Origin of the sequence: Variovorax rhizosphaerae (assembly GCF_037889975.1) — a bacterium.
GTDB classification, from domain to species: Bacteria; Pseudomonadota; Gammaproteobacteria; order Burkholderiales; family Burkholderiaceae_C; genus Variovorax; species Variovorax rhizosphaerae.
On sequence record NZ_JBBKZT010000012.1, the window covers coordinates 193,650 to 217,047 of the forward strand.

General features: G+C 64.0%; 26 protein-coding genes. 18 read left to right on the forward strand and 8 right to left on the reverse strand.

From position 1 onward, the window contains the following. From WKW82_RS24975 to WKW82_RS24990, 4 genes are read left to right on the forward strand one after another with little or no spacing between them, the layout of a single operon-like run. Entirely contained in the window at nt 1-144 is a 144-nt protein-coding gene (locus tag WKW82_RS24975; protein ID WP_340345070.1) for a VOC family protein, read from the forward strand. Beyond that, entirely contained in the window at nt 141-1,016 is an 876-nt protein-coding gene (locus tag WKW82_RS24980) for a heme/hemin ABC transporter substrate-binding protein (RefSeq protein ID WP_422823573.1), read from the forward strand. Before WKW82_RS24975 ends, WKW82_RS24980 begins: the two co-directional genes overlap by 4 nt. Continuing rightward, nucleotides 1,013-2,050, forward strand: a complete 1,038-nt coding sequence (locus tag WKW82_RS24985) for a FecCD family ABC transporter permease (RefSeq protein WP_340345072.1) — start codon at nt 1,013-1,015, stop codon at nt 2,048-2,050. The genes WKW82_RS24980 and WKW82_RS24985 overlap by 4 nt, the downstream gene beginning before the upstream one ends. Next, nucleotides 2,047-2,826 (forward strand): heme ABC transporter ATP-binding protein, encoded by a 780-nt coding sequence (locus WKW82_RS24990; protein ID WP_340345074.1) that lies wholly within the window; start codon nt 2,047-2,049, stop codon nt 2,824-2,826. Before WKW82_RS24985 ends, WKW82_RS24990 begins: the two co-directional genes overlap by 4 nt. Before the next feature lie 2 nt (nt 2,827-2,828). Here the strand turns inward: WKW82_RS24990 and ppsR are convergent, their stop codons facing one another. Next, on the reverse strand, nt 2,829-3,650 hold the full coding sequence (gene ppsR / locus WKW82_RS24995) for a posphoenolpyruvate synthetase regulatory kinase/phosphorylase PpsR (protein WP_213956392.1): 822 nt from the start codon (nt 3,648-3,650) through the stop codon (nt 2,829-2,831). A 186-nt stretch (nt 3,651-3,836) separates the two neighbouring features. Between ppsR and ppsA the strand changes: the two genes are divergently transcribed. The 7 genes from ppsA (at nt 3,837) to WKW82_RS25030 (ending at nt 11,649) form a co-directional block, all read left to right on the forward strand. Then, nucleotides 3,837-6,230 carry a phosphoenolpyruvate synthase gene (gene ppsA, locus WKW82_RS25000; RefSeq protein WP_340345077.1) on the forward strand — a complete coding sequence of 798 codons (2,394 nt, stop codon included), beginning with the start codon at nt 3,837-3,839 and terminating at the stop codon, nt 6,228-6,230. A gap of 380 nt (nt 6,231-6,610) precedes the next feature. Further along, a complete protein-coding gene (gene rpsF / locus WKW82_RS25005) occupies nt 6,611-6,988 on the forward strand; it encodes a 30S ribosomal protein S6 (RefSeq protein ID WP_213956395.1) in 378 nt (125 codons plus the stop codon). A 4-nt stretch (nt 6,989-6,992) separates the two neighbouring features. Further along, entirely contained in the window at nt 6,993-7,295 is a 303-nt protein-coding gene (priB, locus tag WKW82_RS25010) for a primosomal replication protein N (protein ID WP_340345079.1), read from the forward strand. 18 nt (nt 7,296-7,313) lie between these two features. Next, a complete protein-coding gene (gene rpsR / locus WKW82_RS25015; protein WP_007830781.1) occupies nt 7,314-7,595 on the forward strand; it encodes a 30S ribosomal protein S18 in 282 nt (93 codons plus the stop codon). A gap of 13 nt (nt 7,596-7,608) precedes the next feature. Beyond that, nucleotides 7,609-8,061 carry a 50S ribosomal protein L9 gene (gene rplI / locus WKW82_RS25020; RefSeq protein WP_340345081.1) on the forward strand — a complete coding sequence of 151 codons (453 nt, stop codon included), beginning with the start codon at nt 7,609-7,611 and terminating at the stop codon, nt 8,059-8,061. Nucleotides 8,062-8,254: 193 nt separating this feature from the next. After that, a complete protein-coding gene (gene dnaB / locus WKW82_RS25025; RefSeq protein WP_340345083.1) occupies nt 8,255-9,661 on the forward strand; it encodes a replicative DNA helicase in 1,407 nt (468 codons plus the stop codon). A gap of 2 nt (nt 9,662-9,663) precedes the next feature. Continuing rightward, complete coding sequence (locus tag WKW82_RS25030; protein WP_340345085.1) at nt 9,664-11,649, forward strand: UvrD-helicase domain-containing protein; 1,986 nt, start codon at nt 9,664-9,666, stop codon at nt 11,647-11,649. A gap of 301 nt (nt 11,650-11,950) precedes the next feature. Here WKW82_RS25030 and WKW82_RS25035 read toward each other — a convergent pair whose 3' ends face one another. Together WKW82_RS25035 and WKW82_RS25040 are read right to left on the reverse strand one after the other, a co-directional pair. After that, nucleotides 11,951-12,646 carry a helix-turn-helix transcriptional regulator gene (locus tag WKW82_RS25035; protein WP_340345086.1) on the reverse strand — a complete coding sequence of 232 codons (696 nt, stop codon included), beginning with the start codon at nt 12,644-12,646 and terminating at the stop codon, nt 11,951-11,953. After that, complete coding sequence (locus WKW82_RS25040; protein WP_340345088.1) at nt 12,646-12,849, reverse strand: MGMT family protein; 204 nt, start codon at nt 12,847-12,849, stop codon at nt 12,646-12,648. Before WKW82_RS25040 ends, WKW82_RS25035 begins: the two co-directional genes overlap by 1 nt. Here WKW82_RS25040 and WKW82_RS25045 point away from each other — a divergent pair. Then, nucleotides 12,840-13,058: a hypothetical protein gene (locus WKW82_RS25045; RefSeq protein WP_340345090.1), complete on the forward strand. Its 219-nt coding sequence runs from the start codon at nt 12,840-12,842 to the stop codon at nt 13,056-13,058. The two genes, WKW82_RS25040 and WKW82_RS25045, sit on opposite strands and share 10 nt — an antisense overlap. A gap of 49 nt (nt 13,059-13,107) precedes the next feature. Here the strand turns inward: WKW82_RS25045 and WKW82_RS25050 are convergent, their stop codons facing one another. The 5 genes from WKW82_RS25050 to WKW82_RS25070 form a co-directional block, all read right to left on the reverse strand. Next, on the reverse strand, nt 13,108-13,560 hold the full coding sequence (locus tag WKW82_RS25050; protein WP_340345092.1) for an EVE domain-containing protein: 453 nt from the start codon (nt 13,558-13,560) through the stop codon (nt 13,108-13,110). A gap of 5 nt (nt 13,561-13,565) precedes the next feature. Then, on the reverse strand, nt 13,566-13,937 hold the full coding sequence (locus WKW82_RS25055; RefSeq protein ID WP_340345094.1) for a VOC family protein: 372 nt from the start codon (nt 13,935-13,937) through the stop codon (nt 13,566-13,568). A gap of 327 nt (nt 13,938-14,264) precedes the next feature. Continuing rightward, nucleotides 14,265-16,061, reverse strand: coding sequence for a PhoH family protein (locus WKW82_RS25060; protein WP_340345096.1), 1,797 nt, complete (start codon nt 16,059-16,061; stop codon nt 14,265-14,267). Between the two features lie 168 nt (nt 16,062-16,229). Continuing rightward, nucleotides 16,230-16,706 (reverse strand): peroxiredoxin, encoded by a 477-nt coding sequence (locus WKW82_RS25065; protein ID WP_213956404.1) that lies wholly within the window; start codon nt 16,704-16,706, stop codon nt 16,230-16,232. A 137-nt stretch (nt 16,707-16,843) separates the two neighbouring features. Then, nucleotides 16,844-17,230: an Mth938-like domain-containing protein gene (locus WKW82_RS25070; RefSeq protein WP_340345097.1), complete on the reverse strand. Its 387-nt coding sequence runs from the start codon at nt 17,228-17,230 to the stop codon at nt 16,844-16,846. 67 nt (nt 17,231-17,297) lie between these two features. Between WKW82_RS25070 and WKW82_RS25075 the strand changes: the two genes are divergently transcribed. From WKW82_RS25075 to WKW82_RS25100, 6 genes are read left to right on the forward strand one after another with little or no spacing between them, the layout of a single operon-like run. Beyond that, nucleotides 17,298-18,521, forward strand: a complete 1,224-nt coding sequence (locus WKW82_RS25075; RefSeq protein WP_340345098.1) for a pyridoxal phosphate-dependent aminotransferase — start codon at nt 17,298-17,300, stop codon at nt 18,519-18,521. A 4-nt stretch (nt 18,522-18,525) separates the two neighbouring features. Then, nucleotides 18,526-19,851, forward strand: coding sequence for a homoserine dehydrogenase (locus tag WKW82_RS25080; RefSeq protein WP_340345099.1), 1,326 nt, complete (start codon nt 18,526-18,528; stop codon nt 19,849-19,851). Continuing rightward, nucleotides 19,851-21,266 carry a threonine synthase gene (thrC, locus tag WKW82_RS25085; protein ID WP_340345101.1) on the forward strand — a complete coding sequence of 472 codons (1,416 nt, stop codon included), beginning with the start codon at nt 19,851-19,853 and terminating at the stop codon, nt 21,264-21,266. Before WKW82_RS25080 ends, thrC begins: the two co-directional genes overlap by 1 nt. Nucleotides 21,267-21,305: 39 nt before the next feature. Beyond that, nucleotides 21,306-21,851: a molybdopterin-guanine dinucleotide biosynthesis protein B gene (gene mobB, locus WKW82_RS25090; RefSeq protein WP_340345102.1), complete on the forward strand. Its 546-nt coding sequence runs from the start codon at nt 21,306-21,308 to the stop codon at nt 21,849-21,851. Then, the gene (locus WKW82_RS25095; protein ID WP_340345104.1) at nt 21,844-23,097 is read left to right on the forward strand and encodes a molybdopterin molybdotransferase MoeA; all 1,254 of its coding nucleotides are present in this window, start codon (nt 21,844-21,846) and stop codon (nt 23,095-23,097) included. Before mobB ends, WKW82_RS25095 begins: the two co-directional genes overlap by 8 nt. Beyond that, nucleotides 23,097-23,348, forward strand: coding sequence for a MoaD/ThiS family protein (locus tag WKW82_RS25100; protein ID WP_340345201.1), 252 nt, complete (start codon nt 23,097-23,099; stop codon nt 23,346-23,348). Before WKW82_RS25095 ends, WKW82_RS25100 begins: the two co-directional genes overlap by 1 nt. Nucleotides 23,349-23,398: the final 50 nt, after the last annotated feature.

Below are 23,398 nucleotides of genomic sequence, written 5' to 3' on the forward strand. Positions count from 1 at the left end.
GTGAAGGTCACTGGCGTGGTCGAGAAGTACGGCGTGCGCCTCACGCCGCTGGAAGAGCAGCCGTGGGCCATGATCGACTTCACATTGACCGATCCGGCCGGCGTGTGCTGGCGCATCGGCCAGAACATCGATCGCAAGCCATGAGTCTCCCGATGAATGAGCATCTGCGGCGCCGCGCCGTCCTGTGCGGCATGACGGCTGGCTTGGGCGTGCTCGGCCTGCCGGCGATGGCTCAGCAAAAGGGGCCGCGCCTGATCACGGTCAGCGGCGCCATCACCGAAGTGGTCTACGCCCTCGGTGCGGAACAACAACTCGTGGGCACCGACACCACCAGCCTCTATCCACCACCCGCGCTGAAGACGCCCAAGGTGGGGTACATGCGCCAACTGTCAGCCGAGGGCCTGTTGTCGCTCAAGCCTGATGCGGTGATCGCGACCACCGAGTCGGGGCCGCCCGTGGTGCTCGACCAGTTGCGCAGCGCCGGCGTCAAGCTGGAACTGGTGGAGGCCGATCACAGTTGGGGCGAGGTGCAGCGCAAGGTGCAGGCGGTGGGCCGCGCGGCGGCGCGTGAGGTGCAGGCGCGAGATTTGCAAGCAAGACTTGATGGCGAATGGACCGATATGCAGAAGCGCGTCGCGGCGTTCACCGGGCGCAAGCCGCGCGTGCTGTTCGTGCTGTCCCACAGCGCCAGCCCGCAGGTGTCCGGCGAGAAGACGGCTGCCCATGCTGTCATCGGATTCGCCGGTGGCGTGAACTGCCTCGCCGGCTTCCAGGGCTACCGTCCGATGACGGCCGAAGCCATGGCCAGCGCGGCACCCGACATCATCCTCACCAGCACGCAGGGCATCGAGGCGCATGGCGGTGTCGACAAGTTCTGGGCGCGTCCCGAGCTCGCTTTGACGCCCGCCTTCAGGAAGCGCGCTCTGGTGACGCAGGATGCCCTGCTGCTTCTCGGCTTCGGCCCGCGACTGCCCGGGGCCATCGGCGAGTTGCACCAGCGTTTTCTGTCGGTATGAATGCCCGGCTTTCGATGCACGCAGCCCTTGTCGGCGGCGGCGTGCTGCTGGCGATGGCCTTTGCGCTGGGGGCCGCATCGGGCGCCTATGCCATCAGCATCTCGCAACTATGGCAAGTGATCACCGCGGTGTGGAACGACGCGGCCGACCCGTCGCCGCAGCAACTGGTCTTCATGAACATCCGCTTGCCGCGGCTCCTCCTCGGCGTCGCGGCGGGCGCTGGCTTGGGCATGTCGGGCGCATTGATGCAGGGGCTGTTCCGCAATCCGCTGGCCGACCCGGGGCTGATCGGCATCAGCAGCGGAGCGGCCCTGGCGGCGGGTGTGACCATCGTGCTCGGCGCCTGGTTGTGGCCGGTGCTGCCGCGCACATTGGGCAGTTGGACGCTGGTGACCATGGCCTTTGGTGGCGGCTTCCTGGTCACCTTGCTCATCTACAGCCTGTCACGCAGTGAAGGTGGCACGCGCATGGCGCTGATGCTGCTGGCGGGTATTGCCATCAATGCGCTGGCCGGCGCGGGGCTCGGGCTGCTGAGCGTGATGGCCACCGATGAACAACTGCGCAGCCTGCAGTTCTGGTTGCTCGGCAGCCTGGGCGGCGCGCGCTGGAGCGCGGTGATCCTCGTGAGCGTGGTCGTCTTCATCGCTTGCGCATTTGCCCTGACGCTGTCGGCCCCGCTCAATGCCATCGCGCTGGGTGAATCGCAGGCCGCATTGCTCGGCGTCGACGTCGAGCGTGTGAAACGTCGTGCCATCGTGGTCACGGCCCTCGCGGTCGGCTCGGTGACGGCGACGACGGGGATCATCGGCTTCATCGGATTGATTGCGCCGCACTGGGTGCGCATGGTGGCGGGGCCGGACCATCGCGTGGTGCTGCCGGCTTCCGGCCTGTTGGGCGCGGCGCTGGTGCTGGCGGCCGACACGGTGGCGCGCACCGTGATGGCGCCGGCCGAACTTCCGCTCGGCGTGCTGACGGCCTTCATCGGCGTGCCGATGTTCCTGCTGATGCTGCGCCACTTCCGGAATCGCGTATGACCTTGTCATGCATTGCCGCCAGCGTACGGATTGGCGCCAAGATCTTGCTTGCGGAGTCCACGGTGCACCTGCATCCGGGTCGGGTCACGGCGATCATCGGGCCGAACGGGGCCGGCAAATCGACCTTGCTTTCATTGCTCGGCGGCCAGCGCCGACCGACGAAGGGCAAGGTGATGCTGGACGATCGGCCACTGGAAGCCTATCCACCCGCGACGTTGGCACTGCGGCGGGCGCTGATGCCGCAGGAGAGCGCGGTTGCGTTCGACTTCAATGCGCAGGAGATCGTGGCGCTTGGGCGCTTCCCGCATCGGCTGAAAGCCAGCCTGGACGAAGACCAGATCATCTCCGGCGCAATGGCGCTGACCGATGTCTCGCCCCTGGCACCGCGCATTCTCAACACGCTCTCGGGCGGCGAGAAGGCACGCGTGCACATGGCGCGCGCGTTGGCGCAGCTCTGGCATCCGCGGCCCGACAACGCGACCCGCTGGCTGCTGCTGGACGAACCCACCGCCGCACTCGACATCGCGCACCAGCATGCTGCGATGCGCTTGCTGCGAGACTGGTCAGCCAAGGGCGTCGGCGTGGTCGCGGTGCTGCATGACCTGAACCTGGCCTTGCGCTATGCGGACGACGTGGTGGTCGTGCGCTCCGGCACCGCCGCAATCCAGGGTGCGGCAGCGAGCGTGCTGCAGCCTGAACTGATCGAGTGTGTCTGGGGCACCTCCTGCCAGGCAGTCGCAGGTCGCGACGGGGCAGTGCAGTACCTGTTCGGCTGAGCTCAGTAGGTCAGCCGCTCCGGTCGCAACTCCTGCAGGATCGTCGTCGCAATCTCCTCGATCGACTTGGTGGTCGTCGACAGCCACCGGATGCCAGCCCGCCGCATCATCGCCTCGGCCTCCGAAATCTCGTGCCGGCAGTTCTCGATGCTCGCGTAGCGCGAGTTGGGCCGCCGCTCGTTGCGGATCTGGGCCAGCCGCTCGGCCTGGATCGTGAGTCCGAAAATCTTCTTCTTGTGCGGCAGCAGCGCCGGTGGCAATTGGCGGCGGTCGAAGTCCTCCGGTATCAGCGGATAGTTCGCCGCCTTCAGGCCGTGCTGCATCGCAAGATACAGCGAGGTCGGCGTCTTGCCGCTGCGGCTCACGCCCACCAGGATCACGTCGGCACCATCGAGGTCGCGGTTGCTTTGGCCATCATCGTGCTGCAGGCTGAAATCGATGGCCGCGATGCGCGCGTCGTACTCCTTGCTCTTGCTCACGTCGCTGAAGCGACCGATGCGGTGGTTTGACTTCATCGCCAGTTCGATTTCGAGCGGCCGCACGAAGGTGCCGAACATGTCGAGCAGCATGCCCTTGCAACCGGTCTCGATGACTTCGAGCACATCCATGTTGGCGAGGGTCGTGAAGACGATGGGCCGCTGCCCCTCGATTTCGGCTGTGTGATTGATGCGCCTGACGGCCTGGTGGGCCTTGTCCACCGTGTCAGTAAAAGGTAGTCGAACATGCCGAGGGGTCAATTCGAACTGCGCCAGGACGGCGTTGCCGAAGGTCTCTGCGGTGATGCCGGTGCCGTCTGAAACAAAGAAAACCGTGCGAGTGTGCATGTTTGGTCGCCTAGGGTTGTGGCGCGCAAGAACGTAGCGGCGCCTACAATTCGGGCCAATTATGGGGATCCAAGCCCCGCGTCCTGTTTTTCTTCCCATGCTTTCCGCGAACGCACCCCAAGCAACGACAACGATCGTGCGCCGCCGTCGGCATGGCCCAAAGGTTTTAACTTCCGGAGCTTTCCTATGTCTGACCTCTTTGAAGCGACCGCCCTGGTCGTTCCGTTTGAGAACCTGAGAATGACCGACGTCGAGTCGGTCGGCGGCAAGAACGCCAGTCTCGGCGAGATGATTTCGCAACTGCCGCAGGGCGTGCGCGTGCCCACCGGCTTCGCGACCACGGCCCATGCATTCCGCCAGTTCCTGGCCCATGACGGCCTGGCCGACAAGATCAGCAAGCGCCTCGCCGCGCTTGATACTGAAGACGTGCGCGCACTGGCCGTGGCCGGAGCGGAAATCCGCGGCATGGTCGAAGCGCAACCCTTCCCCGAAGACCTGCAAAAGGCCATCGCGGACGCCTTCGCCACTTTGAGCGCCGGCAACCCGCAAGCCAGCTTCGCCGTGCGCTCGTCCGCCACGGCCGAGGACCTGCCCGACGCATCCTTCGCCGGCCAACAGGAGACCTTCCTCAACGTGGTCGGCATCGACGACGTGCTGCACAAGATGAAGGAGGTCTTCGCCTCCCTCTACAACGACCGTGCCATCAGCTACCGCGTGCACAAGGGCTTCGCGCATGACGTTGTGGCGCTGTCGGCCGGCGTGCAGCGCATGGTGCGCTCCGACCTCGGCGCCGCCGGCGTGATGTTCACCATCGACACCGAATCGGGCTTCGAGGACGTGGTCTTCATTACCTCCAGCTACGGCCTGGGCGAAACGGTGGTGCAGGGCGCGGTCAACCCCGACGAGTTCTACGTCCACAAGCCCATGCTCAAGGCCGGCAAGCGCTCAGTGATCCGCCGCAACCTCGGCTCCAAGCTGATCCAGATGGAGTTCGCCACGCCCGAGGAAAAGAAGGCGACGGGCAAGCTGGTCAAGACCACCGACGTGCCGACCGAGCAGCGCAACCGCTATTCGCTGACCGATGCCGACGTCGAGCAACTCGGCAAGTACGCGCTGGTGATCGAGGAGCACTACGGCCGTCCGATGGACATCGAATGGGGCAAGGACGGCACCGACGGCCTGCTCTACATCCTGCAGGCGCGCCCCGAAACGGTGAAGAGCCAGCAGCAAGGCAAGGCCGAGCAACGCTACAAGCTGCTGGGCAAAGGCGCCGTGCTGGCCGAAGGCCGCGCCATCGGCCAGAAGATCGGCACCGGCCCCGTGCGCCTGGTGCACAACATCAGCGAGATGGACAAGGTGCAGGCCGGCGACATCCTCGTCACCGACATGACCGACCCCAACTGGGAACCGGTGATGAAGCGCGCCTCCGCCATCGTCACCAACCGCGGTGGACGCACCTGCCACGCGGCCATCATCGCGCGTGAACTCGGCATCCCGGCCGTGGTCGGCTGCGGCGACGCGACCGAGCTGCTCAAGGAAGGCACGCTGGTCACGGTGAGCTGCGCCGAGGGCGACACCGGCTTCATCTACGACGGCCTGCTCGAGACGGAAGTGACCGAGGTCACGCGCGGCGAGATGCCGCCGATCGACCTCAAGATCATGATGAACGTTGGCAATCCGCAGCTGGCTTTCGACTTTGCGCAATTGCCCAACCACGGCGTGGGCCTGGCCCGCCTCGAGTTCATCATCAACAACAACATCGGCGTGCATCCGAAGGCCATCCTCGACTATCCGAACGTCGACGTGGACCTGAAGAAGGCCGTCGAGTCGGTGGCCCGCGGCCATGCCTCGCCGCGCGCCTTCTACGTCGACAAGGTGGCCGAAGGCATCGCCACCATCGGCGCGGCCTTCTGGCCCAAGCCGGTGATCGTGCGCCTGTCGGACTTCAAGTCGAACGAATACCGCAAGCTCATCGGCGGGTCGCGCTACGAGCCGGAAGAAGAGAACCCGATGCTGGGCTTCCGCGGCGCCGCGCGCTACGTGAGCGATGAATTCCGCGAGGCCTTCCTCATGGAATGCGAGGCGCTGCGGCGTGTGCGCAACGAAATGGGCCTGACCAACGTGCAGATCATGGTGCCCTTCGTGCGCACCCTGGGCCAGGCCGAGCGCGTCACCGGCCTGCTGGCTGCCGAAGGCCTCAAGCGCGGCGAAAACGAACTCAAGATCATCATGATGTGCGAGGTGCCGAGCAACGCCATCCTGGCCGACGAGTTCCTGCAGTTCTTCGACGGCTTCTCGATCGGCTCCAACGACCTGACCCAGCTCACCCTGGGTCTGGACCGTGATTCGGGCCTCGAACTGCTCGCCGCCGACTTCGACGAACGCGACCCGGCCGTCAAGGCGATGCTGAGCCGCGCCATCAAGGCCTGCAAGTCGCAGGGCAAGTACGTCGGCATCTGCGGCCAGGGCCCCAGCGACCATCCGGACTTTGCATTGTGGCTGGCGGAGCAGGGCATCGAATCGATCTCGCTGAATCCCGACAGCGTGATCGAGACCTGGAAGCAGCTCTCGGCGCGCTGATAGGCGCAGGCGCGCCAAGCGATCCGAGCGCGCCCCGTGTTGCTCTCGCGCCATGCAAATAGACAGAGACAGCGAAGCGGCTGTGCTGCTCTGCGTGCGTCAATTTGCAACTTGTAGTCCGTTTGGTGTCGGACTTCGGTGCGCCGCGAGGGCAGTCAAAGGCGAGAGCAGCGGGGGCCAATTCGCATTGGCCCCCGCTGGGATCCGCGTGGCCGGGCGCCCGGACAAGGCTGCGGAACTCGACCGCGCACTCGGCGCCTGACGTTCTGAAGCCTTGGGGCCAGAAACCGGGCTATAATCATCGGCTTTGCCTTGCCACACCGCGCTCGACGCTGCGGGTGGCTTAACCCCTTCCTCAGGGAAGACCCATAAGGAGCGCCATGCGTCACTATGAAATCATTTTGCTGATCCACCCGGATCAGAGCGAGCAAGTTCCGGCCATGCTGGAGCGTTACAAGGGCCTGATCACGGCCGGCGGCGGCAAGATCCACCGCGTTGAAGACTGGGGCCGTCGCCAACTGGCCTACCAGATCAACAAGCTCAACAAGGCTCACTACCTGTGCGTGAACATCGAAGCTGAGCAAGCTGTGATGGCTGAACTGGAACACGCGTTCAAGTTCAACGACGCCGTGCTGCGCCACCTCACCGTCCAGAAGAAGAAGGCCGACACCGGTCCTTCGTCGATGATGAAGACGGTCGAGCGCGAAGAAGCCCGCAAGGCTCAACAGGCCGAATACGCTGCCGCCAACAACAACTGATGGCGTGAAGGCTGCCGCAGCCAACCAGGTCCGCCTGACTGCCTGCGTCGCCGAACTCGGATCCCTGCGATACACGCCTGCCGGATTGCCCGCCATCGACCTGAAGCTCGAACACGAGTCGACTGTCGAAGAGGCCGGAAAACCCAGGCAGGTGAAAGCGGCCCTCAAGGCCGTGGCGTTCGGCGCGATTGCCGAGCGACTCGCAAGGCAGGCGATGGGAAGTCTCTGGTTGTTCCAAGGCTTTCTCGCAACTCCGGGCAACGGCAAGCATCCGGTTCTGCACATCCAGGATTTTCAGCAAGATTAATTTTTCAGAGGTCCAACCATGGCCACGTTCAAGAAATTCAATAAAGACAAGCGCCCGAAGCGCAACACCCAGTCGCTGCTGTTCAAGCGCAAGCGCTTCTGCCGCTTCACCGTCGCTGGCGTCGAAGAGATCGACTACAAGGACATCGACACGCTGCGCGACTTCATCAGCGAGAACGGCAAGATCATCCCCGCACGCCTGACCGGCACGCGCGCGATCTACCAGCGCCAGCTCAACACCGCCATCAAGCGCGCACGCTTCCTGGCCATGGTGCCGTACAGCGACCAGCACCGCGTCTAAGGAGCCAGACACCATGCAAATCATTCTTCTGGACAAGGTCGTCAACGTCGGCGCCCTCGGCGACATCGTCAAGGTCAAGGACGGCTACGCCCGCAACTTCCTGATCCCGTCGGGCCGTGCCCGCCGCGCCACCGAAGCCAACAAGGCCGAATTCGCCGCCAAGCGCGCCGAACTCGAAAAGGCTGCGGCCGGCAAGCTGGCCGAATCGCAAGCCCAGGGCGAAAAGCTCGGGGGCACGACCATCAAGCTGACGCAAAAGGCTGGTGTCGACGGCCGCCTGTTCGGCTCCGTCACCAACCACGACATCGCTGACGAACTGAACAAGCAAGGCTACAAGGTTGTGAAGTCGCAAGTGCGCATGCCCAACGGCCCGATCAAGGTCGTTGGCGACAGCACCGTGAGCGTCGCGCTGCACACCGACGTGGTGGTCGACATCACCGTGACCGTCTACGGCGAAACGGCTTAAGCCTTTCGCACTCGCAGGGCTGCTCTGGCGGCCTTGCACTGATTTATCTGCAAGAGGCCGCCTTCGGGCGGCCTTTGCTTTGCGCTGCCCAAGTTGTCCTTGTCGCTGCACCGCAATCCCACTGCTTATCCACAGCGTTATCCCATGACGCAACCTGCCGTGCGCCGTAGCATGTCGGGTTGCAAGGAATTCCATGTCCGCCGTTTTCTCCTATGCCGACAATGACGCGTCGGACGATCGCCAGGTCGCACAACTGCGCATCCCGCCCCACTCGATCGAAGCCGAGTCGAGCGTGCTCGGCGGCCTCCTGCTCGACAACGGCGCCTGGGACCGGGTGGCCGACCTGCTCGAAGAGGGCAACTTCTATCGCTACGAACACAAGCTGATCTACACGGCAATCAGCACTCTGATCAACGGCAGCAAGCCTGCCGACGTGATCACGGTGTTCGAGAATCTGCAGAGCCTGGGCAAGGCCGACGAGATGGGCGGGCTGGCCTACCTCAACTCGCTCGCGCAATACGTGCCCAGCGCAAGCAACATCCGGCGCTATGCCGAGATCGTTCGCGAGCGCTCGATCCTGCGCAAGCTGGTGAGCGCCGCCGACGAGATCGCCACCAACGCCTTCAACACGCAAGGCAAGTCGGTCGACAAGATCCTCGACGAGGCCGAGCAGAAGATCTTCCACATCGGGGAAGAGGGCACGCGCGGCAAGCAGGGCTTCCAGAGCATGGACTCGTTGGTGGTCGAACTGCTCGACCGCGTGACCGAGATGGCCGACAACCCGAACGACATCACCGGCATCCGCACCGGCTTCGACGAGTTCGACAAGATGACCTCTGGCCTGCAGCCTGGCGACATGATCGTGCTGGCGGCGCGTCCGTCGATGGGCAAGACCTCGCTCGCAATCAACATCGCCGAGCACGTGGCGCTCAACGAAGGCCTGCCGGTGGCCGTGTTCTCGATGGAAATGGGCGCCTCGCAATTGGCGGTGCGGATCGTCGGCTCCATCGGCCGCATCGACCAGGGGCACTTGCGCACCGGCAAGCTCACGGATGAAGAATGGCCGCGCCTGACCGAAGCCATCGAGAAGCTGCGCACGATCTCGCTGCACATCGACGAGACGCCCGGCCTGACGACGAGCGAACTGCGCGCCAACTCGCGTCGCCTTGCGCGCCAGTACGGCAAGCTCGGCCTGATCGTGGTCGACTACCTGCAATTGATGAGCGTGTCGAGTTCGATGAACGACGAGAACCGCGCCACGGCCGTGGGCGAAATCTCGCGTGGCCTGAAGATGCTGGCCAAGGAACTCAAGTGCCCGGTGATTGCGCTGTCGCAGCTCAGCCGGGGCGTGGAAAGCCGCACCGACAAGCGCCCCATGATGAGCGACTTGCGCGAATCCGGCGCCATCGAGCAGGACGCGGACTTGATCATGTTCATCTACCGCGACGACTACTACAACAAGGAGTCGAAGGAGCCCGGCGTGGCGGAAGTGATCATCAGCAAGCATCGGAATGGTCCGACCGGCACGGTGAAGCTGTCCTTCCTGAAGCCGCTGACCAAGTTCGAGAATCTCGCCGGGTACGGCGGGCATGATTTTTGAGCATGCCTGTAGCACCTCAGCACGATGACACCAGGCCCGCCCGATTCGTTCCCAAGAACATTGCACCGACCCTGGAACAGCTGGCGATACAGACGGCCGTCGACAACACCATCCTTGTCGAGGCCAACGCAGGTGCCGCAAAGACAACGACCATCGCCCTGCGACTGGCGGAGTCGTGGTCGCGCGGTGTTCCACCGGCAAACTGCCTGGCGCTGACCTATACGGTTGCGGCTCGTGACGCACTGGGTGCCGCATTGGGAAAGATCGGTGTTCCGAGTCAAGTTGTCCGGCAATTTCGCATTGAAACTTTCGAGTCGTTTGCTCGGGCGGTGCTTGCCGAGCTTGACGGTGGAGTGGTCCCGATCAGGCCGACGGCGGAGTCGTTGAAGGAGATTGTGTGGGCCGCTATCGAGGCAGTCGCGCACGAACAGCGAGAGCGGGGACGCCAGGACTTCGAGATTCCATCGCTTGGGGACAACTCGGCCGTCGAGTCTTTCCTGCGCGCAAACCACAATTTGAAGGGACGGATGCTTTTGGCGGCGGATGCGGACGACCAGCCCGCCACGCAAGATCTGGCCGACTCGTTGGGCTGCAGCTACATGCACCTGCGCTTGTTCAAGGCCTACGAGCGGAGTCGGCAGCCCTGGCATCGCGACTACCCGACTTTCCGGGGCGCGTTCGATGCGACCTACGATCTTGCCACCCTCATCCTGAAGGATGAGCTGCCCCGCAATCTCGGCGCGTGGCCCGCGCGAGTGCGCGTGCTGCTCGTCGACGAGATGCATGACATGAACCAAGCCATGAGTCTGATCCTCACGCGCTTGCTGGATGCCAATTGCTTCTTCTGCGGGGTGGGCGACGTCGACCAGGTGATCTATTCAGCTGCTGGCGCTGACTCGAAGTTCATGCAGGGCGAAATCCAGCGCCGGGGAACACGGAGGATCACGCGCTACACGCTGACGTCGAGCTTCCGATTTGACGCTACCTTGGCCAAGGCCGTGTCGCGTTTCAAGGCGAAGCCATGCGTTTCGGCAAGTGCGCATGCCACCCATGTGACGACACTTTCCTATGCGGGCGATGACGCAGACAGTTGCGAACGCCAGGTCGTGCAGGCCATTTTGAAATGGCGCTCTTCGCGCGAGAAGCTCTCCGGATTTGCCGTGCTGCTGCGGCATCCATCGCAATCTGTCGCGTTGGAGAATGCTTTGCTTGCCGCCAATATTCCGTACGTTTTTGCACCCGGCTTGGACAGCTACCTCATGCGGCCGGAGATACTTCTGATCCGCGGACTGTTGGCCGTAGCGACCGATCGGTTCGAGAGCATCGATGTTCCGCAGACCCGGCGCAAGGTTGTGGAGGCGTTCGTGTTGTTCTGCGATGTGCGCCTTCAACTCCAGAATTGTGATCACTTGTCGCAACGCGAACAGCTGAAACAGGTCGTCGATGCAGCCGCCGACAACAAGTTGATCCTGCGCGACATCTTTGAAAACCACGTGCTCAAGGGCGTAGACCCGACTGTGGCCAAGCGCCTTCGAGAGGCTGTGCGAATCGCCCGGATGGAGGCGGGGCCTCAGTTGCTGGCCCGGGTCATCGAGGCGCTGCGCCTCGATCTTCTCGCGATTGCTGCATTCGTGGAGAGCGGGCGTCGCGAGGAGGTGCAGGGCAACTTGAGAGGGTTGTTGCAGTTGTCCGATCGCTTCTCGACGCCAGCAGATTTTTTCATGCACTTGAACGAATCGGAGGCCAGGTTGCGCGGCTTACCTGCCTCAACGACACGGGTGGTATTGGGCTTGGTGGAATCGGTCAAAGGTCTTGAGTTCGAGCATGTGGCGCTTCCCTACCTGCGGCAGGGTGAGTTTCCGTGCCCTTCCGGGACGCCACTTGAGGAGGAAAACCTGTTCTATGTGGGCATCACGCGCGCACGACGCTTCCTGAGTCTTTACGTCGATCGCGATTTCCCGAGTGCTTTCGTTCGACGCCTGCACTGAGCCTAGAAAAAGCAGTTGACCGCGCTCAACCTTTGGAAAAGCAGCATGGAGCCTGAAACTTCCGCCTTCGATCACGTTCGCCGCCGGGGTGAGAGCGCTATGCACCCGATTGCACCGCGCTCGACGTGCCATGCGGCGTTGCTCGGCCTTGCGGGCATGAGCCCACCGCGTTCTCGCGCCTTGCCTGGCACGCCGATCGCGGCGCACTCGGGCGCATCCAACTGCTTATTCTAGGCTGAGCGGCCAGAGTAGATGCGATGGCTGTCGTCGGGGCAATGCTGGGCTTTGCCGAACGTTGCGTTCAACTCGCCTTGATATGTTCCGCGCGCACCTTGCGTATGAAATCGGCCAAGGTCTTGCCGGGCTCGTCGCGGAAGCGTTGCCCCAGCGTCTCGATTTTGTCGATGCGATCGACCCGGAACCCGCGGAAGTCGTTGCGCATCTCGCACCAGGCCGACAGCGTCCAGACCTTGCCCCAATAGAAGCAGCCCAGCGGCCGCACCGTGCGCTCGCTCGGCGCGTCGTTCAGGTCGCGGTAGACCAGGTGCAGCTTCTGCCGCGAATGCACGGCTTCACGCAGCGTTTGCAAGCGCGATCGCGTGGCGTCGTCGAGCGCCAGCGCTGGCGCATACAGCGCGATGGCTTCGGCAGATATGCGCGCAGCGGGCGGTAGCACCGACAGGATTTTGCCGAGCGCGCTTTCGATGTCGCGCGCCATCGCCGCGTCGACCCAGCTTTGCGCGAGGCGCGCAGCCGCCACCAGCGCACTGGCTTCGTCCTGCGTGAACATCAACGGCGGCAACTCGAAGCCTGCGCCGAACCGATAGCCCACGCCTGCTTCGCCTTCGATGGGCACGCCCTGGTGCTGCAGGTCCGCCACGTCACGGTAGACCGTTCGCTCCGAAACCTCGAGCCTCTGCGCCAGGAATGCGGCCGTGGTCAGCCGGCGCCCGCGAATGAGCTGCACGATCTGGAACAGGCGGTCGGCACGACGCATCAGATGAGCCGCCGCGCGTAGTCTTCGACGAAGTAGCGCTTGCCGCGCTGCACGACGGTGTGGCCTTCCGCCTCGAGCTTGCGCATCTGCGCCTCGATGCCGCCGGGATACTTGGGGTTGAGTTCGCCGCCGATCTTCAGCGTCCGCCACCAGGGTGTCGTCCCGTGCACTTCCTCGACGGCATGCGCGACCCATGTGCGCAAAGATCGCGGTCGTCACCGTGCAGCCGATCGTGGCCTGGTGCCGCGCCGCGATGTCTTCGCCAATGCCGAACACGGTGGCCAGCCGACCTTCGGGCACACCGCGCATCGCCGCCTCGACCTCCTGGGGGGAGGGCGTGGCGATCGTGCCGCCGCCGCGGCGCGCGCGCATCGCGTCGGGGATGGGCTTCACATTCGGCAGATGCGGGTAGCTTGCGAGACGGTCTTGCCAGCGCTTGCGTGTCTTGGCCATCTCGTATCTCAGAGCTCAAGCGACTTCACGTCGGCCTTCATCACATCGGCAATCAGCCGCATGTCGTGCGCGTTGACCTCGAACAGCCCGAAGCGGAACTTGGCGCCCCAGCGCTTCGGGTCCTCGACGAAATCGAAGGCCTCGATGAGCGGCGCGATCGGCGCCTCCGCTGACTTCGCATATCTGACGTCGCGACGCCATGGCACGAAGCCGTTGCCCATCTCCGCGGTGTAGGGCTCGCCCGGCTGCACCACGCCGATCGACACAAAGCTTTGCAACTTGTCAGTGCCGCCGAACACCGTGGCCGGCGAGTAGTAGGCGACGCGGTCACCGGGTGTGATCCGCTTGAGCGGTGCGCCCTTGCCATGGCCGACCTGCATGAAGCCCATCGGCCGATGGTCGCGGCCGATCCGCGCGTGCTCCGCGCTGGCGATGGCGATCCAGTTTCGGGGCATGGCCATGGTGTTCAGGCCGTGGCGTGAAGGCCGACTTCGTTGCCTTCGGTATCGCGCATGTGGGCGATGAAGCCGATGCCCTGCGGCAGTTCGAACTTCGGCGAGACGATCCGGCCGCCGGCGCCTTCGATGCGGGCGAGTGCGGCATCGATGCTGGGCATGCAGTCGAGGTAGATGCGGATGCCGCTACCTGGTGATGCACTCGCGTTGGCGCCGAGTTGCAGGCAGCCACCGGTCGAGGGTGCATCGTACGGAAACACGGCCAGTTGCTCGCTGCCGAAGTCCTGGCGCTTCAAGGTGCGACCGAGCACGGTCTCGTAGAAGCGCTGTGCGCGGTCCATGTCGGTGACGGGAATCTCGAACCAGTTGACGGCGTTGCTCATGTCGAACTCTCTTTCGTTGGAAGGGAGCCTCGATGGTGCGAGGGTGCTGCTGACAGCGTATTGTCAGTAGCCTGTCACTTGGACGCAAAAAAGCCCGCTGCGCCGGGAGCGGCGAGCGGGCGATTGCGGGGCATGGAGGCGGGTGCGGGACCCGAACGCAGAGGTCGAAAAGCACGCAAGAGTCGCAAAGGAATCCCGAAGAAAATTTTGAACTCTTCTGCGACCTTTGCGACCTTTGCGACCTTTGCGACCTTTGCGACCTTTGCGACCTTTGCGACCTTTGCGCTCCTTGCTGTCCTTTTGCGTTCGGCCGTCCGATGCCGAATTTCAGAGCACTTCGCTGGCAAAGTCCGCCAGCCGCGAGCGTTCGCCGCGCGCCAGCGTGATGTGCCCGCCGTGCGGCCAGCCCTTGAACTTGTCGACGGCGAAGGTCAGGCCGGAAGACCCTTCCGTCAGGTAGGGCGTATCGATCTGCGCGAGGTTGCCCATGCAGATGATCTTGGTGCCGGGGCCGGCGCGCGTGATCAGCGTCTTCATCTGCTTGGGCGTCAGGTTCTGCGCCTCGTCGACGATCACGTACTTGTTGAGGAAGGTGCGGCCGCGCATGAAATTCATGCTCTTGATCTTGATGCGCGAGCGGATCAGTTCGTTGGTCGCGGCGCGGCCCCACTCGCCGGCGCTGCCGCCGTCGCCCTTGGCTAGGAACTCGAGGTTGTCGTCCAGCGCGCCCATCCACGGGCCCATCTTTTCTTCCTCGGTGCCGGGCAGGAAACCGATGTCCTCGCCGACGCTCACGGTGGCGCGGGTCATGATGATCTCGGTGTAGCGGCGGTCGTCGAGCACCTGCGTCAGGCCCGAGGCCAAGGCCATCAGCGTCTTGCCGGTGCCTGCCGTGCCGGTGAGCGTCACGAAGTCGATCTCCGGGTCCATCAGCACGTTCATCGCGAAGTTCTGTTCGCGGTTCTTGGTCGACACGCCCCAGACGGCATTCTTGGCCGAGCTGTAATCCTTCAGCGTCTTGAGCACCGCGGTCTTGTCGCGGATCTCGGTGACGCGGGCGTACATGCTCGGCTCGCCGGGCGCCTCGAAGAAGACGAACTGGTTGATGTAGAGGTTGGGGACGATCGGGCCGGTGATGCGGTAGAAGGTCGTGCTGCCGCTCTGCCAGCTCTCGACGGTCTTGCTCTGGCGCGTCCAGAAGTCGGGTGGCAATGCCAGCGAGCCCGAGTAGAGCAGGTCGCCGTCTTCCAGCGTCTTGTCGTTCTGGTAGTCGTCGGCGGCCAGGCCCAGCGCGCGCGCCTTGACGCGCATGTTGATGTCCTTCGACACCAGCACCACTTCCTGCTTCGGATGGCCGGGACGGTCCTTCGAATACAGGTCGCGCAGTGCATGCACCACGCCGAGAATCTGGTTGTCGGCCTTGCCCTGCGGCAGGCTGCTCGGCAACGAGAAGTCCATCACCTCGGTCTGGAAGAAGAGCTTGCCACCGGCGCCGGTGTGGCCGGTGGTGTCGAGGCGCAGGCCCTTGGCCATGTCGGCCCCCTTGGCGCCGGCCAGCGCATCGAGCGTGCGGCTGGTCTGGCGGCCGTTGCGCGCGACTTCGGTCGTGCCCTTCTTGTGGCCGTCGAGTTCTTCCAGAACGATCATCGGCAGGTAGATGTCGTGTTCCTCGAAGCGGAACAGGCACATCGGGTCGTGCAGCAACACGTTGGTGTCCAGTACGAAAAGCTTGGCCGGGCCGTTCGACTTGGCACGGCGCGGGCGGCTTTCCTGTGTGACAGCCTTGGGGCGGGCGACCGGCGTGGGTGCCGCGACAGGCGCAGGCTCGCGCTCGGTGCGCGCCTGCACCGGTTCGGGCACGTGTTCCACGACATGTTCCGGCGCGGGTTGCGGGCGCGGCTTGGTTTCGACCTGGTGCATCACCGCGTCCGGCGCTGCGCCACCGGCTTCACTCGCCCGGGTGTCGAACAATTCCAGCGGCTGCGGCGCCACGCCACGCGAATTCTCCGCATGACGGCTGCCGCTGCTGCGGCGCGAGGGTTTGGAAGACGAATGCGCCGGCGCGTCAAGCGCGTCGGGCGACAGAAGGGCGGCGCGCTTCGTGGGGGCGGGGGGCAGGGGCATGGAGTGGGGTGCTCGCAAAAAGAAGGGAACCAGTAAGCAAAAAAGCCGCCTGGCGAGCCGGGCGGCTTTTTTGAGGGAACGCGGTTGTTGCGATCAACAGCATGAGACCACTATACACGCCCCCTTACCACGTCAGTCTTGCACATGGTGCGAATGAAACAAGTCGTTTCAAGCGGCCTTCTTGAGCGCCTTGACTTCCTTCAGCACGTCGTCGACATGACCCGGCACCTTGAGGCCGCGCCATTCGGCCTTGAGGATGCCATCGGCGCCGATCAGGAAGGTGCTGCGCTCGATGCCCTTGACCTTCTTGCCGTACATGATCTTGTTCTTGACCACGCCGAACATGTGGCACATCTTTTCTTCCGTGTCGGCGATGAGTTCGAACGGGAGTTCAAGCTTGGCCTTGAATTCATCGTGCGACTTCATGTTGTCGCGCGATACGCCGAACACCGTGGCGCCGGCCTTCACGAAGTCCTTGTAGCGGTCGCGGAACTGCATCGCTTCGGTGGTACAACCGGGCGTGTTGTCCTTGGGGTAGAAATACATCACCAGCACATGGCCGAGGTGAGACGTGTTCGATACCTTGATGCCACCGGTCGCGTTGGATTCGAATTCGGGAATGGGTTTGTTGACAACGATCGCCATGAAACTTGTTTTCTCCGTTATGGTTCCCGAGGGAAGATTGGCCGTTGCTTACCGAAAGCCACCGGGGACGGCTTTCGGTGCCCGCGGGTGAGCGTCCGCCAGCCTTTTCGCAACCCATGATTTTACCCCGAAATGCCTCAGTCGCCCGCGGCAGGGGTCTCGATGAGTAGCGCCGCCAGCACGTGGCGCCCCTCACCCGCGAGGATGTTGTAGGTACGGCAAGCCGCCGCCGTGTCCATCGTTTCCACCCCTGTGCGCAGGGCCATCAACGGCTGCAGCCATTGCGGCCGGGGAAAGCGAATACGCACACCGCTGCCGAAAATCACCAGTTCGGCGCCCAGTGATGCAAATTGCGCGAAATGCGAGGAATTCAAGTCCTCGAACCGTTCGCAGTCCCAGGCAAAGCGCTCGCCACGCGAGCCGACCACGACGCTGTGCTCGACCTTCTCGTTGTTGATGGCGACCCAGCCCGGGCCGTGTGCTGTGATGGTTTGGGCGTCGGATTTGTCGGGCTGGAGCTTCATCAGAGGGGGTGCGGAACTGTGGTCAAATTATAGGTTTTCCCCAGTGTCAAGCCGCCCGGGAGGGCCTTTGAAAACGCTCAAGAAATCGACCAAGCTCGCCAATGTGCTTTACGACATCCGTGGCCCGATCATGGATGCCGCGAAGCAGATGGAGGAAGAGGGTCAAAAAATCATCAAGCTCAATATCGGGAATCTCGCGATATTCGGCTTCGACGCACCTGAAGAGGTGCAGCAGGACATGATCCGCAACCTGCCGGGATCGGCGGGGTACTCTGACAGCAAGGGCATCTTCGCGGCGCGCAAGGCGGTGATGCACGAGACGCAGAAGCAGGGCATTGCCGGCGTCACGCTCGATGACATCTACCTGGGCAACGGGGCCAGCGAACTGATCGCGATGGCGACCAACGCGCTGTTGAACGATGGCGATGAGCTGCTGCTGCCGGCGCCGGACTATCCGCTGTGGACAGCGGTTTCCAGCCTGTCGGGCGGCAAGCCGGTGCACTACATCTGCGACGAGGCTAACGGCTGGATGCCGAGCCTTGACGACATCCGCTCCAAGATCACGCCGCGCACCAAGGGCATCGTGGTGATCAACCCGAACAACCCGACGGGGGCACTGTATTCGGTGGATTTGCTCAAGGGCATCATTGCCATCGCGCGCGAGTTCGGCTTGGTGATCTTCGCGGACGAGGTCTACGACAAGGTGCTGTACGACGGCGTGAAGCACACGGCCATCGCGAGCCTCAGCAGCGACGTGGTCACGCTGACTTTCAACTCGCTGTCGAAGAGCTATCGCTCTTGCGGCTATCGCGCGGGGTGGCTGGTAGTGTCGGGCGACAAGAAGCGCGCGGCAGACTACATCGAGGGTCTGAACATGCTCTCGAACATGCGCCTGTGCGCGAATGTGCCGGGGCAGTGGGCGATCCAGACGGCGCTGGGCGGTTACCAGAGCATCAATGACCTTGTCGGCGAGGGCGGACGGTTGCGCCGCCAGCGTGACTTGGCCTACGAGCTGATCACCGCCATCCCGGGTGTGACCTGTGTGAAGCCGGTGGCCGCGCTCTACATGTTTCCCAAGCTCGACCCGAAGATCTATCCGATCGAGGACGACCGCCAGTTCTTCCTCGAACTGCTGAAGGAAACCAAGGTGATGCTGGTGCAGGGCACTGGTTTCAACTGGGCCACGCCGGACCACTTCCGCATCGTGTTCCTGCCGCATGAAGAAGACCTTCGCGAGGCGGTGAACCGCATCGCCCGATTCCTTGAGCGCTATCGCAATCGAAATGACTGAATCCATGAAACCCATCCAGGTCGGCCTTCTGGGCATCGGCACCGTCGGCAGCGGCACCTTCAACGTGCTCAAGCGCAACCAGGAGGAGATCAAGCGCCGCGCGGGTCGCGGCATCGAGATCACGATGGTCGCGGACCTCGACACGGAACGCGCCAAGGCGGCCGTTGGCGAAGGCGTACAGGTGGTGAGCGATGCGCGTGCAGTGATCGCGAATCCCGACATCGACATCGTCATCGAACTCATCGGCGGCTACGGCATCGCGAAGCAACTCGTGATGGAAGCCATTGCTGCGGGCAAACATGTGGTCACCGCCAACAAGGCGCTGCTGGCCGTTCATGGCACCGAGATTTTCGAAGCCGCGCAGAAGAAGGGCGTGATGGTCGCTTTTGAGGCGGCGGTGGCCGGTGGCATTCCGATCATCAAGGCACTGCGCGAAGGCCTGACAGCCAACAGCATCCAGTGGATTGCCGGGATCATCAACGGTACGACCAACTTCATCCTGTCCGAGATGCGCGACAAGGGGTTGGACTTCGGCACCGTGCTGAAGGAAGCGCAACGCCTGGGCTATGCCGAAGCCGATCCGACCTTCGACATCGAAGGGGTGGATGCCGCGCACAAGGTCACGCTGATGAGCGCGATCGCGTTCGGCATTCCGGTGCAGTTCAGCAAGGCGCACGTCGAGGGCATCACCAAGCTCGCGGCACAGGACATCAAGTACGCGGAGCAACTCGGCTACCGCATCAAGCTGCTGGGCGTGACGAAGCGTGCGAAGAATGGCATCGAGTTGCGCGTGCATCCGAGCCTGGTGCCGGCCAAGCGGCTGCTGGCGAATGTCGAAGGCGCGATGAATGCGGTGGTCGTGCATGGCGATGCGGTCGGCACGACGCTTTACTACGGCAAGGGTGCAGGGAGCGAGCCGACCGCGAGCGCGGTGATCGCCGACCTCGTCGACATCACGCGCCTGCACACGGCCGACTCGGCGCAGCGCGTGCCGCATCTGGCCTTCCATCCGAACGCGATGAATGATCACCTCGACGTGTTGCCGATGCGCGAGGTGGTGACCAGCTACTACCTGCGCTTGCGCGTGGCCGACGAGGCTGGCGTGCTGGCCAAGGTGACGGGTCTGCTGGCCAACGCCGGCATCAGCATCGATGCGGTGCTGCAGCGCGAGGCCGATGAAGTGGGCGGTGAAGGCTCGACCCAGACCGATCTGATCATCCTGACGCATGACACGCTTGAAGGCACGGTCGATGATGCGCTCGCGGAACTGCAGGCGCTGCCGACGGTGCTCGCGCCGATCGTGCGGATTCGCAAGGAAGAGCTGAGCTGATGCGCTATCTCTCGACCCGCGGCGACACGACGCCGCGCAAGTTCTGCGACATCCTGCTCGAAGGCCTCGCGCCCGATGGCGGGCTCTACCTGCCGGAGCGCTATCCGCAGGTGGATATCGCGACGCTGGCGAAGTGGCGTAACCTGCCGTATCACGAGCTTGCATTCGAAGTCCTCTCGCTCTACATCGACGACATCCCTGCCTCCGATCTGAAGGCGATCTGCGCGAAGACGTATACGGCGGAAGTCTTCGGCACCGACGAGATCGTGCCGCTGCGCGAACTGGAAGACGGCGTGTACCTGGAGGCGCTGTCGAACGGCCCGACGCTGGCATTCAAGGACATGGCGATGCAGTTGCTCGGCAACCTGTTCGAGTACGAACTGGCGCGCCGTGGCGAAGAGCTGAACATCCTCGGCGCGACCAGCGGCGACACGGGCAGCGCAGCCGAGTACGCGATGCGCGGCAAGCATGGCGTGCGCGTGTTCATGACCTCGCCGGAAGGCCGCATGAGCCCGTTCCAGCAGGCGCAGATGTTCAGCCTGCAGGACGCGAACATCCACAACCTCGCGATCGCCGGGGTGTTCGACGATTGCCAGGACATCGTGAAGGCGGTGTCGAACGACCTGGACTTCAAGCGCAAGTACAAGATCGGCACGGTCAACTCGATCAATTGGGCGCGGCTGCTGGCGCAGGTCGTCTATTACTTCGCCGGCTACTTCCAGGCCACGGCGAGCAACGACAAACCGGTGAGCTTCACCGTGCCCTCGGGCAACTTCGGCAACGTCTGCGCGGGCCATGTGGCGCGCATGATGGGCCTGCCGATTCATACGCTCGTTGTGGCGACGAACGAGAACGACGTGCTCGACGAATTCTTCCGCACCGGCGTCTATCGCGTGCGCTCGGCCGCCGATACGCATGAGACCTCGAGCCCATCGATGGACATCAGCAAGGCCAGCAATTTCGAGCGCTTCGTGTTCGACCTGGTCGGGCGCGATGGCGCCAAGCTGCGCGGCCTATTCGAGGTTGAACTGGGCAAGAGCGGGCGCTTCGACCTGAGCAACGATCCCGCGTTCAAGCAGGCTGCCGAACGCTTTGGTTTCCGCAGCAGCCGCAGCACTCACGCTGATCGGCTCACCACCATCCGCGACACCGACAAGCGCTTTGCCACGCTGATCGACACGCACACGGCCGATGGCCTCAAGGCCGCGCGCGAGCATCTCGCGCCGGGCGTGCCGATGGTCGTGCTGGAAACCGCGCTGCCGATCAAGTTCGCCGAAACCATCGTCGAGGCGCTGGGCCACGAGCCCGATCGTCCGAAGCGATTCATCGGTATCGAGGACTTGCCCAAGCGCGTGACCTCTTTGCCGGCGGATGCAGGCGCAGTCAAGGCTTTCATTGCCGCGCACTGTGATTGACGGGGGCGTTGCGCGGCTTTGCCGTGGCGCCGGGTTCGCATGAAGGTCATCGGCTTCGCAGGCTATTCCGGCGCGGGCAAGACCACGCTGGTCGAGCAACTGATTCCGGTGCTTCGCTTGCACGGGCTGCGCGTGTCCGTGGTAAAGCACGCGCACCACAAGTTCGACATTGACCATCCCGGCAAGGACACCTGGCGCCATCGGGAAGCGGGCGCCTTCGAGGTGGTGGTGGCGTCGGATAGGCGACTGGCGCTGATGCGCGAGTTCGAGCAGTCGGCGCAGATGTCGGTGCATCAGCTCATCGCTGAACTCGATGAAAGCGTCGACTGGGTGCTGGTCGAGGGCTTCAAGCACAGCGACCTGCTGAAGATCGAAGTCTGGCGTGCGACGACGCCGGACGAGCCGCCGCGGCCCGCGCGCTACGTCGCGGACGAGTTCGTGACGGCCATCGCCACCGATACGCCGGCCGGCTTGCCGGCGCCCACCCGACTGCCGGTGTTCGACCTCAATGACCCCGAGGCCATCGGGCAGTGGCTGATCGACAGCGGTTCGCGCTTCGAATACAAAGCTCCTCACGATGTCTGAAACCGCCGCCCCCAAACGCCCCCCATTGATGCCGCTCGACGAGGCGCTTGCCACCTTGCTGGCGAAGGCGACGCCCGTCTTGGGCAGCGAGAGCGTGTCGACCTTCGAGTCCGATGGCCGCGTACTGGCGCAGGACGTGGTGTCGGGGCTCACGGTGCCACCGCGCGACAACAGTTCGATGGACGGCTACGCGGTGCGGGCCGCCGATTGCGCCACGGCCGGTGTGGAGTTGTCGGTGGCGCAGCGCATCCCCGCCGGCACCGTCGGCGTGCCGCTGGGGGCGGGTTCCGCGGCGCGTATCTTCACGGGTGCGCAGATCCCCGCGGGGGCCGATGCGGTGGTGATGCAGGAAGACACGACTGCCATTGCCCAAGAGGGCTCGCTCGGCCGCGTGCGAATCGACCTGGTTCCGGCGCCAGGCCAATGGATCCGCCGTGCGGGCGAGGACGTGGCCAGCGGGGATGTCGTGCTGTCGCGTGGCGAGCGCCTGTCGCCGGCCGCGCTGGGCCTGGCGGCGAGCGTGGGCATGGACCGGCTGCTGGTGGCGAAGCGTCCGCGCGTGGCGCTGCTGTCCACCGGCGATGAACTCGTGATGCCCGGCGAAGTGGCGCCCGAGGCGATGAAGCCCGGTGCGATCTACAACTCCAATCGCTTCTTCATGCGCGCCCTGCTGCATCGGCTGGGCTGCGAGGTGAACGACCTGGGCATCGTCCCGGACAACCGCGAGGCGACCATCGACGCCCTGCGCCGCGCGGCCGAAAGCAATGACTTGATCATCACGACCGGCGGCGTTTCGGTGGGTGAGGAAGACCACATCAAGGCGGCAGTGCAGGCGTTGGGCGAGTTGCAGCTGTGGTCACTGTCGATGAAGCCGGGCAAGCCCTTTGCCTATGGGCGGATCGGCAAGGCCCATGTGACGGGGCTGCCAGGCAATCCGGTGTCCAGCTTCCTCACGTTCCTGCTGCTGGTGCGGCCGTTCCTGTTGACGCTGCAAGGGGCGGCGCGAGTTGCGCCGCAGCCTGTCGCCATGCGTGCGGACTTCGACTGGCCGCGTGCGGACAAGCGTCGCGAGTTCCTGCGCGCGCGTCGCAATGCGCAGGGCGGCCTCGACGTGTTTGGCAACCAGAGTTCGGGCGTGCTCACCTCCGCAGTGTGGGGCGACGGCGTCATCGACACGCCAGCGGGCCAGCCGTTCAAGGCGGGCGACATGGTGCAGTTCATTTCCTTTGCTTCGTTGTTGGCGTGATGCGGATCAGCGTGCGTTATTTCGCCTCGGTGCGCGAGGCATTGGGCCGGGGCAATGAGTCGGTCGAGACGGATGCGCCGACGCTGGCTGCGCTGCGCGACGAACTGATCGCACGCGGCGAGCCCTATGCGAACGCGCTGGCGCGTGGCAAGGCGGTTCGCATGGCGCTGGACCAGTTGATGTGCGCCGAGACTGTCGCCTTGAAAGACGGCGGCGAGGTCGCGTTCTTTCCGCCGGTGACGGGCGGCTGACATCAACCTAACCCCGAATGCGCCTTCGGCACCGGTGCGGCCGCCAGAGG